The 17,026-nt window shown below is 63.1% G+C and carries 12 protein-coding genes; 8 read left to right on the plus strand and 4 right to left on the minus strand.

Going from position 1 to position 17,026, the window contains the following annotated elements:
• On the minus strand, positions 1-847 hold an 847-nt coding region (locus tag V7066_RS23655), incomplete at its 3' end, for a DPP IV N-terminal domain-containing protein (RefSeq protein ID WP_334185420.1).
• Positions 848-1,003: 156 nt separating this feature from the next.
• On the opposite strand from V7066_RS23655, the gene V7066_RS23660 reads away from it, so the two are divergent.
• The 7 genes from V7066_RS23660 to V7066_RS23690 all read left to right on the plus strand — a co-directional run bounded on the left by V7066_RS23660 (position 1,004) and on the right by V7066_RS23690 (position 13,654).
• Entirely contained in the window at positions 1,004-1,744 is a 741-nt protein-coding gene (locus V7066_RS23660; protein ID WP_334185421.1) for a FadR/GntR family transcriptional regulator, read from the plus strand.
• 92 nt (positions 1,745-1,836) lie between these two features.
• Positions 1,837-4,197 (plus strand): glycoside hydrolase family 127 protein, encoded by a 2,361-nt coding sequence (locus V7066_RS23665; RefSeq protein ID WP_334185422.1) that lies wholly within the window; start codon positions 1,837-1,839, stop codon positions 4,195-4,197.
• 8 nt (positions 4,198-4,205) lie between these two features.
• On the plus strand, positions 4,206-7,016 hold the full coding sequence (locus tag V7066_RS23670; protein ID WP_334185423.1) for a DUF885 family protein: 2,811 nt from the start codon (positions 4,206-4,208) through the stop codon (positions 7,014-7,016).
• Positions 7,006-8,592, plus strand: coding sequence for a family 43 glycosylhydrolase (locus tag V7066_RS23675; RefSeq protein WP_334185424.1), 1,587 nt, complete (start codon positions 7,006-7,008; stop codon positions 8,590-8,592). Before V7066_RS23670 ends, V7066_RS23675 begins: the two co-directional genes overlap by 11 nt.
• A 225-nt stretch (positions 8,593-8,817) precedes the next feature.
• Positions 8,818-11,541: a TonB-dependent receptor gene (locus V7066_RS23680; RefSeq protein ID WP_334185425.1), complete on the plus strand. Its 2,724-nt coding sequence runs from the start codon at positions 8,818-8,820 to the stop codon at positions 11,539-11,541.
• A gap of 189 nt (positions 11,542-11,730) precedes the next feature.
• Positions 11,731-12,645: a dihydrodipicolinate synthase family protein gene (locus V7066_RS23685; RefSeq protein WP_334185426.1), complete on the plus strand. Its 915-nt coding sequence runs from the start codon at positions 11,731-11,733 to the stop codon at positions 12,643-12,645.
• Between the two features lie 10 nt (positions 12,646-12,655).
• The gene (locus V7066_RS23690; RefSeq protein WP_334185427.1) at positions 12,656-13,654 is read left to right on the plus strand and encodes a 4-hydroxyproline epimerase; all 999 of its coding nucleotides are present in this window, start codon (positions 12,656-12,658) and stop codon (positions 13,652-13,654) included.
• Between the two features lie 40 nt (positions 13,655-13,694).
• On the opposite strand, the gene V7066_RS23695 is transcribed toward V7066_RS23690, so the two are convergent.
• Together V7066_RS23695 and V7066_RS23700 are read right to left on the minus strand one after the other, a co-directional pair.
• Positions 13,695-14,474, minus strand: coding sequence for an ABC transporter ATP-binding protein (locus tag V7066_RS23695; RefSeq protein ID WP_334185428.1), 780 nt, complete (start codon positions 14,472-14,474; stop codon positions 13,695-13,697).
• Complete coding sequence (locus tag V7066_RS23700; protein WP_334185457.1) at positions 14,468-15,442, minus strand: FecCD family ABC transporter permease; 975 nt, start codon at positions 15,440-15,442, stop codon at positions 14,468-14,470. The genes V7066_RS23695 and V7066_RS23700 overlap by 7 nt, the downstream gene beginning before the upstream one ends.
• Before the next feature lie 110 nt (positions 15,443-15,552).
• On the opposite strand from V7066_RS23700, the gene V7066_RS23705 reads away from it, so the two are divergent.
• Positions 15,553-16,404 carry an ABC transporter substrate-binding protein gene (locus tag V7066_RS23705; RefSeq protein ID WP_442947369.1) on the plus strand — a complete coding sequence of 284 codons (852 nt, stop codon included), beginning with the start codon at positions 15,553-15,555 and terminating at the stop codon, positions 16,402-16,404.
• Here the strand turns inward: V7066_RS23705 and bluB are convergent.
• Positions 16,391-17,026: a 5,6-dimethylbenzimidazole synthase gene (gene bluB / locus V7066_RS23710; protein ID WP_334185429.1), complete on the minus strand. Its 636-nt coding sequence runs from the start codon at positions 17,024-17,026 to the stop codon at positions 16,391-16,393. The two genes, V7066_RS23705 and bluB, sit on opposite strands and share 14 nt — an antisense overlap.

The raw sequence follows: 17,026 nt of genomic DNA on the forward strand, positions 1-17,026 counted from the left end.
CGGCGCCTGCCAGCGGGTAGATATAGCTGAAGCTGCGCGGATAGAGGCTGCCCGGCGGGTTCTGCTGGGTGATCGAGAGCTTCTTCACCTCGCGCGTGTCGAGGCGCCAGGTCAGCAGATAGCGCCCGTCCGGCGACCACTGCGCCGATACCGGCATGGCCGGTTCCTCGGTGCCTTCGCGCAGGATATCCGAAAGCTGCGGGATGGAGCGTCCATAGGGCTGCTCGCGCGTGCCGTCGGTAGTGAGTGCCGTTTCGCGGCCCGACGCCACGTCTACGGCGAAGAGATTGAAGTCGCGCGCGACGATCTTCGTCTTGCCATCGGGCGAGGGGAGGTCGAGTTCCTGGTGGTCGGCTTCCTCGACCTGCACGGCCTTGCCCGCCGCATCCATGGTCCAGAGCGCGCCGTCGAAAGCGTGGAAGCGGACTTCGTTCTTCGCCGGATCGTATTCCACTTCTGCAAGATGCGCATCGTCGAGCATGACCGGCGCGCCCTTGGCGGCGGTCAGTCCGGCAAGCAGTGCCGAGGTCGTCGTGACCTGCCGGGTCTGCTGCGTGCCGAGATCGAGGAACTGGTAGCGCTGGTCGAGGCGATTGCCGGTGCGATAGAACAATCCGCCTTCCACGAAGCGTGGGGCGATGTCGGCATTGTCGATGAGATCGCCGAGTGCACTGCCGAGATAGCTGTCGGCCGCGGCATAGCGCTGGTCGATGCTGGGCTGCGCGGTGACGGTGCGGGGAGCGATTTCGCGCGCGAACACGGCGGATGGCAGTGCTGTTGCCGTGACGGCCCAGGTGAGTGCGAGCAGGCTGATGGATTTCGACAGGGAGATATGCGAAGCGCTCACGGCTGCGGTCCATCAGTTGTTTGGGAGAACAATCTTGTCATGACGCGCACCGGCGTTATCGTCAAGAAGAATATACGATATATGATCTGCGCTTTTCTGGGCTAGCCAGAGCGTTATTCTTGTTACAGACCAGACGCGATGACGAAAGAGAGCACAATGGCCGTAAACGGATCGGGTGAAGGTTCTGAAATGCTGCCCCTGATGAGTGGGCGCCTGCACCACGCGGTGGCGCAGCGGTTGGCGACGCAGATCGTGAGCGGGGAATATCTGGAGGGGCATGTCTTTCCCGCCGAGGTCGAGCATGCGGAAATACTCGGAGTATCTCGCTCGGTCCTGCGCGAGGCGTTCCGGATGCTCACGGCCAAGGGGCTGGTCTCCAGCAGGCCCAAGGCCGGGACGCGGGTGAACGAGCGGCGCAAGTGGAATCTGCTCGATCCCGATGTGCTCGGCTGGCAGATCCAGTGCGGAGCCAGCGACGAGTTCCTGCGCGACTTGTTCGAACTGCGCATGGTCGTCGAACCCCAGGCGGCCGAGATGGCGGCCCTGCGCCGGGATGACGGGCAATTGCTGGACATGGCCAACGCGCTCGACACGATGGAGCGCTATACCCTTACCAGCCCCAAGGGGCGTGCCGCCGATATCCGCTTCCACGAACTCCTGATGGAGGCGACCCGCAACGAGATGTTGCTGGCGCTGTCCAATTCCATCTCCACGGCGATCGCTTCGACCACCGCGATCAAGCATGCCATGCAGGACAGTCCGCCGCGCGATCCGATGCCCGAACATCACGCGCTCTATACGCAGATCGCGGATCGCAACCCGGCGAAGGCGCGAAAGGCGATGGTGACGCTGATCGAACTCGCCCATGCTGATACCCAAGTCGCGCTGCGTCGCTGAGCTTTATGGAGACAATGTTACAAAGAAGGGATTGACTTCGGGGACCTGACTTCTATCAATACCGTATACGATATTCGATAGGAGTTATTGGAATGCAGGCCAATCGGCGCGAATGGATGGCTGGCGTGGCGGCGCTTGCCATTTGCTCTGTCCCCCTCAAGGGCTTCGCCGCCGTCATTGCGCCCAAGCTGCCGATCAAGGCGAAGCCGCTGCCGCTGACCGACGTGCGCCTTGCGCCGTCGGACTACGCGACCGCGGTGGAAGTCAATGTCGACTACCTGATGTCGCTCAGTCCTGATCGCTTCCTGCATAACTTCCGCAAGTACGCGGGTCTCGAACCCAAGGCGCCGATCTACGGCGGCTGGGAATCCGACACGATCGCCGGCCATACGCTCGGCCACTACATGACCGCGCTGGTGCTGGCCTGGCAGCAGACCGGCAATCCCGAATGCCGCCGCCGCGCCGACTACATCGTCGATCAGCTGGCAGAGTGCCAGGCGCAGCGCACCGACGGCTACATCGGCGCCCTCGGCCGCAAGACCAAGGACGGCAAGGTCGTCGACGGGCAGGAGATCTTCCCCGAAGTCATGCGCGGCGAGATCAAGTCGGGCGGGTTTGACCTCAACGGCTCGTGGTCGCCGCTCTATACCGTGCACAAGTACTTCCAGGGCCTGCTCGACATCAATGCCGCCTGGGGCAATGCCAAGGCGCTTCAGGTCGTCATCGGCCTCGGCGGCTATTTCGAGAAGGTCTTCGCCGCGCTCGATGACAAGCAGATGCAGGAACTCCTCGGCTGCGAATATGGCGGCCTCAACGAGAGCTATGCCGATCTCTACGCCCAGACCGGCGACCTCCGCTGGCTGAAGGTGGCCGAGCGCATCTACGACAGGAAGGTGCTCGACCCGCTGGTCGCGCAGGAAGACAAGCTCAGCAACTTCCACGCCAATACCCAGGTGCCCAAGCTGATCGGCCTGGCGCGCATTCACGAGCTGACCGGCAAGGACGAGCCGGGCCGTGCAGCCCGCTTCTTCTGGGAGCGCGTGACCCAGCACCACAGCTACGTGATCGGCGGCAATGCCGACCGCGAATACTTCTTCGAGCCGGACACCGTGGCGCTGCACCTCACGGAATCCACCTGCGAGCATTGCAACACCTACAACATGCTCAAGCTGACCCGTCAGCTTTATTCGTGGCAGCCGGACGCCGCGCTGTTCGACTATTACGAGCGTGCCCACCTCAACCACGTCATGTCGGCGCAGAACCCGGAAACCGGGGGCTTCACGTACATGACCCCGATGATGAGCGGCGCCCCGCGCGGCTATTCGGGGCCCGGCGAGGAAGCCTTCTGGTGCTGCGTCGGCTCGGGCATGGAGAGCCATTCGAAGCACGGCGATTCCATCTTCTGGGAAGGCGACGATACGCTCTTCGTCAATCTCTACATCCCTTCGACCGGGCAGTGGAAGGCCAAGGGCGCGGCCTTCACCATCGCCACCGAATATCCCTTCAAGTCGGACGTGAAGATCACGCTGGACGCGGTGAAGCAGGGCAAGTTCGCCGTGGCGCTGCGTATTCCGGGCTGGTCGAACGGCAAGGCGACCATCACGGTCAACGGCGCTGCGGTGCCTGCCACGCCGGTCGGCGGCTATGCCGTGATCGACCGCCGCTGGAAGAAGGGCGACGTGATCGCGCTCAACCTGCCGCTCGAACTGCGCCTTGAAACCGCACAGGGTTCGCAGGACGTGGTGGCCGTTGTGCGCGGCCCGATGGTCATGGCGGCAGACCTCGGTCCGGCCGAGATGGAGTTCACCGGCGTCGAACCGGCCATGGTCGGCGACAACCCGCTGGCCGCGTTCAAGCCGATCGTCTCGGACCGCCCGCGCTTCCAGACCACCGGCATCGTGCGCCCCGGCGACCGCATGTTCGTGCCGTTCTATAGCCAGTACGACCGCCGCAGCGCCGTCTACTTCAAGCGCTTCACCGAGAGCGGCTGGAAGAGCGAGGAGGCCGCATTCCTGGCAGAGCAGGCCCGCCAGAAGGACATCGCCGCCCGCTCGATCGACGTCATGCACCTCGGCGAAATGCAGCCCGAACGCGACCACGAACTGACCTCGGAAATCTCCTACCCGGTCTCCTATCGCGGCCGCAACGGACGCGATGCCCGCTCGGGCGGCTACTTCGAGTTCAAGATGAAGGTGAAGTCGGGTCCGCTGCTGCTTCAGGCCAGCTACTGGGGCAGCGAGCGTTCGCGCGTGTTCGATATCCTGATCGACAACGTGAAGATCGCCACCCAGAAGCTCGACAACGATGCCGCCGGCAAGTTCTTCGATGTGGACTATCCGCTGCCCGAGGCTCTCACCAAGGGCAAGAACAGCGTAAAGGTGCGCTTCGTGCCGCATGACCGCAGCTCGGCGGGGCCGGTCTTCGGCGTGCGCCTGTTTACCGAGAAGAAGTGACTGAAAACGTGAGTGAAGACGTTGCCCTGACGATCGCCGAAGCGGACGAACTCGCCCGCACGGTGCTCGAAGCCTGGGGCCTCGCGCCCGACCATGCCGCCGCCGTCGCCCACACCATGGTGTCGGGCGAGCGGGACGGTTGCACCTCGCACGGGCTTTACCGCCTCCTCGTCGCCGCCAATTCGGTCGAGCGCGGGGTGGTGGTGCCGGACGCCGTGCCCGAAGTGAGCGAACCGGCGCAGGCGCTGGTGCGCGTGGACGGCAAGGGCGGCTTCGCCCAGCTTCCCTTCGAGCGCGGCATGCCGCTGTTGGTAGAGAAAGCTCGCAAGTTCGGCATCGCCGCGATGGCGCTTAACAACGTGGTTCACTTCGCCGCGCTCTGGCCCGAGGTCGAGGCACTGGCGGAGCAGGGTCTTGTCGCCTTTGCCTTCACGCCGAGCCATTCCTGGGTGGCGCCTGCTGGCGGCACCAAGCCGGTGTTCGGCACCAACCCGATCGCCTTCGGCTGGCCGCGACCCGATCGGGCGCCTTTCGTGTTCGACTTCGCCACCAGCGCCGTCGCGCGCGGCGAGATCGAACTGCATCGCCGCGCGGGGAAGGAAATCCCGCTCGACTGGGGCTATGACGCCGACGGAAACCCGTCGAGCGATGCCAAGGCCGTGCTCGACGGTGCCATGCGCACGTTCGGCGGCCACAAGGGCTCGGCGCTCGCGGCGATGGTCGAACTCCTGGCCGGACCGCTGATCGGCGACATGACCAGCGCGGAATCGATGGCCGCCGATCAGGATCGCGGCGGTTCGCCCATCGGCGGCGAGTTCATCATCGCCATCGATCCGGCGGGCTTCCTCGGCGCGGGCGTGGAAGAGCACCTGCGCCGTGCAGAGGCCATGTTCGACATGATCGAAGGGCAGGGCGCTCGCCTGCCGGGATCGCGCCGCCTGATCGCGCGCGCGCGCTCCGACAAGGAGGGGCTGCGCATTCCCGCCAAGCTCCACCAGGACATTCTCGAGGTTCTCGAAAGGGGAAATGACGTGAAGAATTCGGTTGGCCGCGCCATGATGCTGGCCGGCGCCGCTCTGGTCGCCACGCCTGCGGTCACGGCTTTCGCCGCGTCCGCCGCGCAGGTCTCCAAGAAGCAGACCGCGGATCAGGCTTTCGAGGCGATCTATACCGCCGAATACGAATGGCGCCAGAAGCAGATCGGTCCCTGCGAGGATACCCCCAAGGACAGCAAGATCGTTCTCCCCGACCTTGGCCCCAAGGCGCAGGCCGATCGTCTCGCCTGCTGGACCAAGGTGGAAGGCCAGCTTGCGGCCCTCGACCAGAAGCAGCTTTCGCCTGCCAACCGCATCAACTTCGCGGTCTACAAGGGGCAGGTCGATGCGCTGCTGGCTTCGCAGCGGTTCAAGGACTACGAAAAGCCCTTCAACGCCGATACCAGCTTCTGGGGCGACCTTGCCGACTGGGCGCGCAATCCGCTCAAGGACAAGGCGGCGGCCGACAACTATCTCGAAATGCTGCGCGAAATCCCGCGCTACTACGATCAGCAGATCGAGAACATGCGCGCAGGCCTCAAGCGCGGCTTCACCGGCCCGCAGGTCACGCTTACCGGGCGCGACAAGGGTATCGAACTGGTGACGCAGGCCAAGTCGGTCGAGGCTTCGCCGTTCTACGAACCCTTCCGCAAGCTGCCCTCGACGATCCCCGCCGCCGATCAGGAGAAGCTGCGTGCCGAGGCTCGCAAGCTCATCACCGAGGGCGTCGTACCCGCGCACGTCAAGCTGCTGGCCTTCATGCGCAGCGAGTACGAAACCGGCGCGCGCAAGACGCTGGCGGCGTACGACCTGCCGGACGGCAAGGCCTACTATCAGTCGAAGATCGCCGAGTTCGTCACCCTCGACAAGACGCCCGAGCAGATCCACCAGATCGGCCTTAGCGAAATGGCGCGCATCCGTTCGCAGATGAACGAGGTGATGCAGCAGGTCGAGTTCAAGGGCGACCTCAAGGCCTTCCTGCACTTCCTGCGCACCGATCCGCAGTTCTATCCCAAGACCCCGAACGAGCTGCTCTACCGCGCGGCCTGGATCGCCAAGCAGTTCGACGGCAAGGCGGACCAGTTCTTCGGTCACATGCCGCGCAGCCGCTTCGCCATCAAGCCGGTGCCGGACGACATCGCGCCGTTCTATACCGGCGGTCGCGGCGGTCCGGGCATCTATCTGGTCAACACTTACGACCTGCCGAGCCGTCCGTTCTATTCGCAGATCGCGCTGACCCTGCACGAATCCGCGCCCGGCCACGCGATGCAGATGCCGCTGGCGATGGAGAACAAGGACTTGCCCGCCTTCCGCCGCGACACCTACCTTTCGGCCTATGGCGAAGGCTGGGCGCTCTATTGCGAGGCGCTGGGCGAGGACATGGGCATGTACGAAACGCCCTACGACCGCTTCGGGATGCTGAGCTACCAGGCCTGGCGCGCCTCGCGCCTCGTCGTCGATACCGGCATCCACGCGATGGGCTGGAGCCGCGAACAGGCGCAGCAGTACTTCCGCGACAACACCGCGCTCTCGGACCACGAGATCGAGACCGAAGTCGATCGCTACATCTCCTGGCCGGGGCAGGCGCTGTCCTACTACATGGGCCAGCTGGCCTTCGTTGATGGGCGCAAGAAGGCGGAGGCCGCGCTAGGCCCCAAGTTCAACATCCGCGCCTTCCACGATGCGGTGCTCGAACTGGGCGGCGTGCCGCTGACAGTGCTCGACCAGCGGGTCGATCAGCTCATCAAGGATGGCGGCAAGGGGCCATACCCCGATGAGGAATAAGCTTGCAGTGATCCTGGTGGCCGGCGCATTGGCGTCGGCCGCCTCGGCGCAGCAGTCCGCTGCTCCGGCCGGACGGGACATCACCGTGCCGGGCAACCCGATCCTTGCGGACGGCGACTATTACTCGGCCGACCCCGCGCCGTTCGTCGCCGACGGGCAGTTCTGGATCCTGACCGGGCACGATATGGCCGCGCCCGACGTCAACGACTTCATCATGCCCGACTGGCAACTGCTGAGGACCGACGATCCCACGCCCGGTTCGAACGGGGCGAAGTGGACGCACTATCCCGCATTCCTCAAGCCCGAGAACGTCTTCACCTGGGCGGAACCGGCAAGGGCCTATGCCGGACAGATCATCCAGGGGCCGGACAAGCGTTTCTATCTCTACGCCCCGGTGATGGAGAAGAACAGCGACGCCAAGGACCGTTTCGCCATCGGCGTCGCCGTGGCGGATAGCCCGGTCGGCCCGTGGCGCGACGCGCACCCCTCGGGGCCGATCGTCTCGCAGAAAGTGCCGGTCGCCAACGACATCCAGAACATCGACCCGACGATCCTGATCGACGACGATGGCCGGGTCTACCTGTACTGGGGCACGTTCGGCCAGATGCGCGGCATGGAACTGGCGCGCGACATGATCACGCCCAAAGGGCCGGAACAGACCATCACCGGCCTTACCGGATTCTTCGAAGCGCCATGGATCATGAAGCGCAAGGGCACGTATTACATGCTCTATGCGGGTAACAAGGCAAGTCCGACCTCGGACTGCACGCCTGCCGTCTATCATGCCTGCATCGCCTACGGCACCGCGCCTTCGCCGATGGGGCCGTGGACCTACCAGGGCGTGGCGCTGAAACCTGTATCGTCCACCACCTCGCATCCGGGCGCGGTCGAGTTCAAGGGCCAGTGGTACATGGTCTATCACACGGCGGACGCGAAAGGCGGCGGCCACTTCCGCCGCAGCGTCGCGGTCGACCGGATGCAGTGGGACGACAGCGTCAGTCCCGCGCGCATCCGCACGGTCGTGCCGACGCGCCGCCCGCAGCCGCCGCTCCCGCCCAGCCGCAACATCGCGCGCTCGGCCTGGGCTACGGCCTCGAACGACCCGGTGCCGGTCCAGTTCTGGATCAAGGCGCTCAACAACGGGGTAGTAAAGGACGCTCCGCTTCCGCCCGACATGTGGGGAAGCTGGTCGCCGAACAACCCGCCGCGCCAGTGGATCGAGTACCGCTGGGACAAGCCGGTGACGATCGACGGTTCGCGCATACGCTTCTGGAACGACCAACCCGCCGGCTCGGGCGTAGGCGTCGCGCCCCCGGCGAAGTGGCATCTGGAATACTGGGCCGCGAAGGGATGGAAGCCGGTGCCGGGCGCGAGCGGCTACGGCACCGGAACCGATGCCTTCCAGCAAGTGACCTTCCCGAAAATCACCACGCGCTGTTTGCGCGCGGTGATGGAGGCATCGACCGACGGCAAGACCCACGCAGCGCTTGCCGCGCAAGAGTGGGAAGTGCTGGCGCCGACCAGCGCGCAATCGGTTGATCGCGGCGATCTACCAGCTCCGAGAGCCTGCGGGTAACCTCACCTAACTACAGTTTCGCACAACGATCAGGGGCGCAGGTCATCAACCTGCGCCCCTAAACGCATGTGCTTTTCGGATATTTCAAGAAGCAGGATTACTCAGACAAAAATGTTTCCAAACCGTCACAATCGGCTTGACAGAAACCCTATATCGTAGGACGTATACGATATAAGCAATGGTGCCGTAGCAAGGGCGCCGGGGATCAAAACAGGGGGTTTTGCTATGACATCATTAAAAGTCCTGAAGCTTTCTACCGCGCTGGGTTCGGTCTTGGTCATCGGTGTTGCCGCTCCTGCATGGGCGCAGGATCAGGCCGCTGTTTCGTCCGAATTGTCTGACCAGAATGACAGCCCGAAGGCCGACATTGTCGTGACCGGTGTTCGTGGTAGCGTGGAGGCAGCCGCAACCAAGAAAAAGAACTCGAAGCAGATCGTCGATTCCGTTGTTGCAGAGGACGTCGGCAAACTTCCGGATAACAATGTCGTCGATGCCCTGGCGCGCGTTACCGGCGTGCAGATCGACCGTGCGCGAGGGCAGGGGCAGAGTCTGACCATCCGCGGCCTTGCTGAAGTTCAGACCACGGTTAATGGCAACAACACCAACCTAGGCGACGGCCGGTCGCTGAACCTTGCCGATATACCGGCAGAACTGCTCAAGCAGGTCGATGTCTACAAGACTCGTACCGCTGATCAGGTCGAAGGGGGGATCGCTGGTACTGTAAACGTCGAACTGCGGCGCCCTTTCGACATGAAAAAGGGCTGGACCGTTGCGGGTAGCGTTCGCGGCTCTTATGATGACATTTCTGAAAAGGTCAGCCCCTATGGCAGTCTTTTGGTTGCCAACCGCTTCGATACCGGAATCGGGGAAATTGGTTTTCTGGTCAATGCCTCATGGACTAAGACCAACTACCGCGAAAATTACATCGAAAGTGAATCGCCTTTCGAAATGGATCTCGACGACGGATCGCAAGTCGTCATTCCGTATCGCGCATATTACGGAATTGAACAGGGAAGTGTGAAGCGCCCGTCGATTAACGCGGTGTTGCAATGGCGCGCGAATGATAAGCTCGATTTCGTACTTGAAGGCGGTTATCTTGGATCGCGTGAGAATCGGTCAGCCGAGCGATTGTATGTACAGGATCTGCCCTTTGCCGGGGAACTGAGTAACATCGTTCTTATGCCCGATGGACGGACGGTGAAGTCCGCCACTTACAGTAATCCAAACGGAATCGCAGCAGGCATCGATAGCTTGTACAATCGCCTGCACTCGAATTTGTATACAACGAATTTCGAAGGTCATTATAATTCTGGAATCATGCACCTGAATTTCGGGGCGCAGTATAATTGGTCGAATGAAGGCTATTACTTTGTCGAATCGGTGCTGCGTCCAGGCACTTTAACTTCTGCTGATATCGATTTCGCATCTGATATCTACAGCAAGGGCGCCCCGTCGATTTCCTTCAACGGAGTGGATCTTTCTGATCTCTCGAAGTACGTAGTTGATCGCTTTCAGGATAATAAAGGCGGCTCTAAGAATAAGGAATTCTCTACTCAGGCTGACCTGACTCTGGACATTATGCCAGATGGTCTTCTGCGCAATCTTCAGATTGGTGCTCGCTACAACCAGCGCCGGGCCAGCAGATACTATGGCTACCGTGATGGTTATCCCACTGTGAACGGCACACGCGCATCGCTCAGCACTTTCCCCGGTTATGATGCGGCTGCTATGATCGGCCCGGATATCGGTGGTTCCTCAGCCGAATGGTATCGTATTCCCGGCTCTGTCGTGATGGATAACATCGCGGCAATTCGAGAATATATTCAGCGAACCAATCCTGCCAACGCGGATATCTTCTCGACCGTGAATCCGCCGAGTGACCGGGGATCGACGTTCCGCTCCAACGAAAAGAATTTTGCCGCTTACGCCCAGATCAACTATGGCTTCGATGTCGGAAGCATTCCAATCGACGGCATTGCCGGTGTACGCTACACGAACACTTGGGGTACCTCCGAAAGTTACAGCTACCGGCCGGGGGCGAACGGTACGATTATCGAAACGGCGCCAGGTCGTGGGAACTACACCGATCTGCTGCCAAGCTTTACAGCTCTCGTTCATTTTACGCCTAAGATGCAGTTGCGGATGTCTTATACGACTAACGTGCAACGGCCTACTTTCGCTGATATGCGTCCCTTCTATTCGGTCGATACGGGCGGTGCACAACCGGTGGTCTATGCCGGCAATCCTGAACTGAAAGCTCAGCGTGAACATGCGTATGACGTTAGTGCCGAATATTATTTCGGTCGCGGCGGTCAGGTCTCATTGGCAGGCTATTACAAGAAGGCGACTGGTTTCCTGTACTATAGCCGCGAGCAAGTCAGTGCAGCAGCGATGCAGGCCTACGGTATCAATGTGGCTGACTATGGCGCGACTTTCGGGTACGTAGAGCAGCAGCGTAATGCAGGAGATGGTACGTTTATCGGTGTGGAAGGCACGGTACAGTCGTTCTTCGACTTCTTGCCGGGCATCCTGAGCAACTTTGGTGCAAGCTTGAATGCTAGCCATATCTTCAAGGCACGGGTGGAATACCCCTATCCGGAAGATTTTCCTGGTGCATTTGACTCTCCGAACACTTCGAAATGGACTGCAAACGCCACTCTTTTCTATGATACCCCGAAATTCAGTGCGCGCGTGGCGTACAATTATCGCTCGTCATATCGCATAAATATTTGGACGAACAATCCGGAATATTCGCCTTATCAAGCGGATACTTACAAGTTGGATGCGGCCATAAACTATACTCCGGTTAGCTTCATGACCCTCTCCCTGGAAGCGTCGAACATTCTCGGAAACGATGTTTATCGCTATCACGGTAGCGAGGAACTCTTGCCACTCGGCGTTCGCACGCTGGCGCGGACGGTGCAGGGAAGCGTTCGCTTCCGCTTCTGATGCAGCGCGTATCGCATGCAATCTGAAAAGGGAGCCGCTTCGGGAAACCGGGGCGGCTCTTTTTCTTGGATTCCTGCCGGTTGCAGAACGATGCACAAAATTTCGATGTTGGTGAGAATTTTGCAATTGTCGTATGCTTCGTAATATCGTATACGATATTTCAATTCAGAGAGAGTAGGAAGAACTTACATGGCAATTGGTTGGAAGGGTGTGTTCCCGGCAGTCACGACGCAGCTCCGTGAGGATCTGTCGATCGATCTCGCCGACACCCAGCGCGTCGTCGACGATCTGATCAACGACGGCGTGACCGGCGTGATCGCGCTCGGCACCGTGGGTGAGAACAACTCGCTCGAATTCGAAGAAAAGGTTCAGGTTCTCTCGGCCATCGTCGAGGCGGTGAACGGCCGCGTTCCGGTCGTGACCGGCACTTCCGAATTCGACACGCGCCGTGCCGTGCGGTATGCTCAGGCTGCTGAAAAGGCCGGCGCCGATGGCCTCATGCTGCTGCCGCCGATGGTCTATGTGACCAAGCCGCATGAACTCGTAGCCCACTTCAAGGGCGTGGCCGACCAGACCGGCCTGCCGATCATGCTCTACAACAACCCGCCCGCCTACCGCACCGTGATCGACAAGGAAGTCCTTGCCGCTCTGGTCGATGTGAAGAACATCGTCGCAGTCAAGGAATCGGCTCCCGATACCCGCCGCTTCACCGACTTCCGGAACGAGTTCGGCGATCGCTATACGCTGTTCGCAGGCCTCGACGACGTGGCTCTCGAAGGTCTCTACCTCGGTGCCCAGGGCTGGGTTTCGGGTCTCACCAACGCCTTCCCGAAGGAATCGGTCGAGCTGGTCAAGGCTTTCGAGCGCGGCGATCACGCCAAGGCCATGGAAATCTATCGCTGGTTCATGCCGCTTCTCCACCTCGATGCCGACCACGATCTGGTCCAGTCGATCAAGCTGGCCGAACAGGTCATGGGCCGCGGTTCGGAGCGCGTCCTGCCTCCGCGCTACGTCCTTGAGGGCGAACGCCGTGCGCAGGTGATCGCGATGGTCGAGAAGGCCGCCGCCACCCGCCCCGATCTCACGATCGCAGCAGCAGCCTGAAGGAGCGTCGATGCGGCACACTTTCTTCTGCATCGACGGCCACACAGCCGGTAACCCCGTTCGCCTTGTGGCGGGCGGGGCTCCGCTGTTGAAGGGCGCCTCCATGTCCGAACGGCGGCAGGATTTCCTGTCGCGCTTCGACTGGATACGCACCGGCCTGTGCTTCGAACCGCGCGGGCACGACATGATGTCGGGCGGCTTCCTCTATCCGCCGACCGATGCCGCCAACGACATCGGTATCCTGTTCATCGAGACCTCCGGCTGCCTGCCGATGTGCGGACACGGCACCATCGGCATGGTCACCTTCGGCCTCGAACACGGGCTGATCCAGCCTGCGACGCCGGGCAAGCTGCGCGTCGAGGTTCCAGCAGGCGTGATCGAGATCGCCTACGAGACCGAAGGTCCGAAGGTCACTTCGGTGCGCATCACCAATGTCCCCGCCTATGTTGCCGAGCGCGGCATCGAAGTGGACGTGGAAGGCATCGGCCCGCTCTCCATCGACGTGTCCTATGGCGGCAATTACTATGCCATCGTCGAACCGCAGGGCAACTATACCGGCCTCGACGATCTCGGCGCCTCGCGCATTATCGAGCTTTCGGGCCGTATCCGCGAAGCCGTGCGCGCGAAGTACGAGCCGGTCCACCCACTCGATTCCACGATCCGCGGCGTCAGCCACGTCCTCTGGGCTGACAAGCCCAAGCATGAGGGCGCGGACGGCCGCAACGCCGTGTTCTACGGCGACAAGGCGATCGACCGCAGCCCCTGCGGCACCGGAACCTCGGCGCGCATCGCACATCTCCACGCAACCGGACGCCTCAAGCAAGGCGAGCGGTTCGTGCACGAGAGCTATATCTGCAGCCGCTTCATCGGCGTGGTGGAGCAGGAAGTCATGCTTGGCGACAAGCCGGCGATTATCCCTTCGATCGAAGGCTCGGCCGTCGCCACCGGCTTCAACACGATCTGGATCGATCAGGCCGACCCCTTCTGGGCCGGTTTCCAGGTGACCTGATACGGAGCAGGGGGAAGGCTTGCGAGCCTTCTCCCTGTTTTCAGTAGTGTGCCCGTTCGAGCGGCACGACGAAGGGCAGCGGCCCGGCCATGTCGACATGGCTGGTCACGCCGTAGACCGCGCGTAGACGCTCTGCCGTCAGAACCTCCTGCGGCGTTCCGTCGGCGACAAGTTCGCCTCCGTTCACCAGCAGCAGTCGGTCGCAATAGCGTGCTGCCATCGTCAGGTCGTGCAGCACGGCCACGACGAGCTTGCCGCCTTGCGCCTCGCGCGCGAGCAAATCCATGACGTCGATCTGATGGCCGGGATCGAGCGAGGCGAGCGGCTCGTCCACCACCAGCGCCGGGGCGCCGACCGCAAGGGCGCGGGCCAGCATGGCGCGGGCGCGCTCGCCGCCGGAGAGTTCGGTCGCTACCCTGCCTGCGAGATCGGTGACGTCGGCGCGGGCCATGGCATCCTGCACGGCGCGTTCGTCGTCGGCCGAAATCCGCGACATCGGGCCGAGATGCGGCAGGCGGCCGAGTGCGACGAGGCGCTCCACCGTGAGCGGCCAGTGCAGGGTCTGACCTTGCGGGAGGTAGGCGACGCGGCGGGCGAGGTCGCGGGGCTGGAGCCGCGCAAGAGGCTCGCCGTCCACCGAGATCGCGCCGCTGGCCGGGGGGACGAGACCGAGCATGGCGCGGACCAGCGTGGACTTGCCCGCGCCGTTGGGGCCGATCACCCCGACCAGTGCGCCGGGGCGGAGCGTGGCGGAAAGGCCGCGCAGCACTTCGCGGCGGCCGAGGCGGACATGCAGGCCCTCGATAGCGATGGTCACCACAGGCGGCGCTCCCGAAGCAGGTGGAAGAGGAAGACCGGAACCCCGAGGAAGGCGGTCACCACGCCCAGTTTGAGTTCCGCCTGGGTGGGGATCAGCCGCACGAGAATGTCGGCGGCGGTCAGCAGCACCGCGCCGCCCAGCATCGAGGGGATGAGCAGGGCGGAAGGGCTGCGGTCGGTGAGCGGGCGGACGAGGTGAGGCACGATCAGGCCCACGAAGCCGATCGCGCCCGATACGGCGACGGCTCCGCCCACGCCGATCGCCACGCCCAGCATCAGGCGGTGGCGGGTACGGCGCAGATCGACGCCCAGCGAACGGGCGCCGTCTTCGCCCAGCGAGAGGGCGTCAAGCGCGCGGGGATTGGCGAGCAGCAGTGCGGCACCGACGGCCACGCAGGGCAGGGCGATCCACACGTGCTCCATCGACCGGTTCTCGATCGAGCCGAGCAGCCAGGACATGATCTCCATCGCCGCGAAGGGATTGGGCGAGAGGTTGAGCGCCAGGCTGATCCCGGCGCCTGCCAGCGTCGAGACGGCGATCCCGGCAAGGATCAGGCTCAGCGGGCTTTCCGAACGTCCGGCAAGGGCGAAGAGCAGGGCGATGGCGACCAGTCCGGTGGCGATGGCGAGCATGGGCAGCATCGCCGGATGCCATTCGGAAAGACCGAAATAGAGCGCGATCACCGCTCCCAGTGCGGAAGCGTTCGACGCGCCCAGCACCGAGGGTTCGGCCAGCGGATTGCGCAAGTAGCCTTGCAGGACGGCCCCGGCGAGGCCCAGCATGGCGCCGACCATCAGGCCGATCAGGCTGCGCGGCAGGCGCAGTTCGAACAGGATCGCGCGGGCGACGCGATCGTGCGCGGGATCGGTGAGCGCTGCGAAGATCCGGCCCCAGCCTAGCGATACCGGCCCCACGGCCAGCGAAGTGAGAGCCACCACGACGAGCGCGATTGTCAGCAGCGGGATCAGGGCCGGGTGGCGCGAACGGGATGAACTGCGGCTCTGCACGAATATCCTCGCATGCGATCGGCTGCCCGTCACGCTTGTGTCCCGGGTCCGTGTTGGTAAGGACCCATGCCATGGGCCTCGGAAAAATCCATCGCTATCTTCGGCTTGTCCCCTGCCTCGTGCTGTTGGGGGCCTCGCCGATGGCATCTTCCGGCGAACGGAGCGACGGCATCAGGGTCTATCCGCATCGGATCGTCTCGCTCAATCTCTGTGCGGACCAGTTGCTGGTCGCTCTGGCCGATCGCGACCAGATCGCCGGGCTGACACGCTATGCCTCCGACCCGGCAATGTCGGACGTAGCCGCCGCCGCGAAGGGGCTGCCGGTCTTCGGCGGTTCGGCGGAGGAAGTACTGGCCGCCGATCCCGATCTTGTGATCGGCATGCCTGCCCGGCGCAACCCTGCGATCGCCGTGCTGAAGAACCAGCACTATGCCTCGCTCGATCTCAAGTCGGCGCAGAATTACGAGGAGATTCTGGCCTCGATCCGCGACGTGGCCCGCGCCGTCGGTCATCCGGAGCGCGGGGAGGCGATGATCGCGCGCATGAACGCGCAGCTTGCCGGTCTGCACAGCGCCGGGCGCGGCAGGGTTGCCGCCTATTACCAGCGGCGCGGTTATCTTACCGGCACGGGTACGCTGGTGGACGATCTGATGACACGGGTGGGTCTCGTCAATCTGGCGGGCAAGCTCGGCAAGCCGTCGCTCTCGCAGATGAGCCTTGAGGAAATGGCGATGGCGCATCCCGATTACATCGTGATCGACAGCGCCACGCAGCGGGTTTCCGATCAGGGCACCGAGATGATCCATCACCCGATCCTGCGGGACATTCCGCGCGTGGCGATCCCGCAGGCCTGGACCGTCTGCGGCGGTCCGGCCTACGTCAAGGCGGCGAAGGCGCTGGCGGCGCAGATCAGCGCTCGCTGACCTGCGCGCGCCAATCGAGCCGGGCTTGCCAGCCGCGCCGTTCGAGTTCGGGTACATGGTCCGGTTCGAGCGGATGGCCTAGGCACAGCAGGGCGATCAGGCGCCAGTCCTGCGGCACGTCAAGAAGGGTGCTCACATAGCCGGGCTCGACGACCGAGACCCAGCCGAGACCCAACCCTCTGGCGCGAGCGGCCAGCCAGAGCGTGTGGATCGCCAGCACGACCGAAAACCCGCGGGTTTCCGGCATTGTCGCCGCCCCGAGACGGCCGCCGATCGGCGTCTCATCATCGCAGAACACGGCGATGAGTTCAGGAGCCTCACGCATGCCGTGGAGTTTGAGCGCGGCATAGGCCGAGCGGCGATCCTCGGCCATGACCGCTCCGGCGCGCGCGATTTCTGCATCGGCATGGGCGGCCAGCGCCTCGCGCTGCTGCGCCGAGCGTATCCGCACGAAACGCCAGGGCTGTGAATTGCCGACCGAGGGAGCAAGCTGCGCCGTCTCCAGTAGTTCCGCCACGACACCTTCCTCCAGCGGATCGCTGCGGAAGTGGCGCACGTCGCGTCGCCACGCCAGCAGTTCGGCCAGGTCACGCTGGAACTCGGGGCCGAACTGCGGCGTCAT

It is taken from the genome of Novosphingobium sp., assembly GCF_036820275.1.
Classification (GTDB): Bacteria; Pseudomonadota; Alphaproteobacteria; order Sphingomonadales; family Sphingomonadaceae; genus Novosphingobium.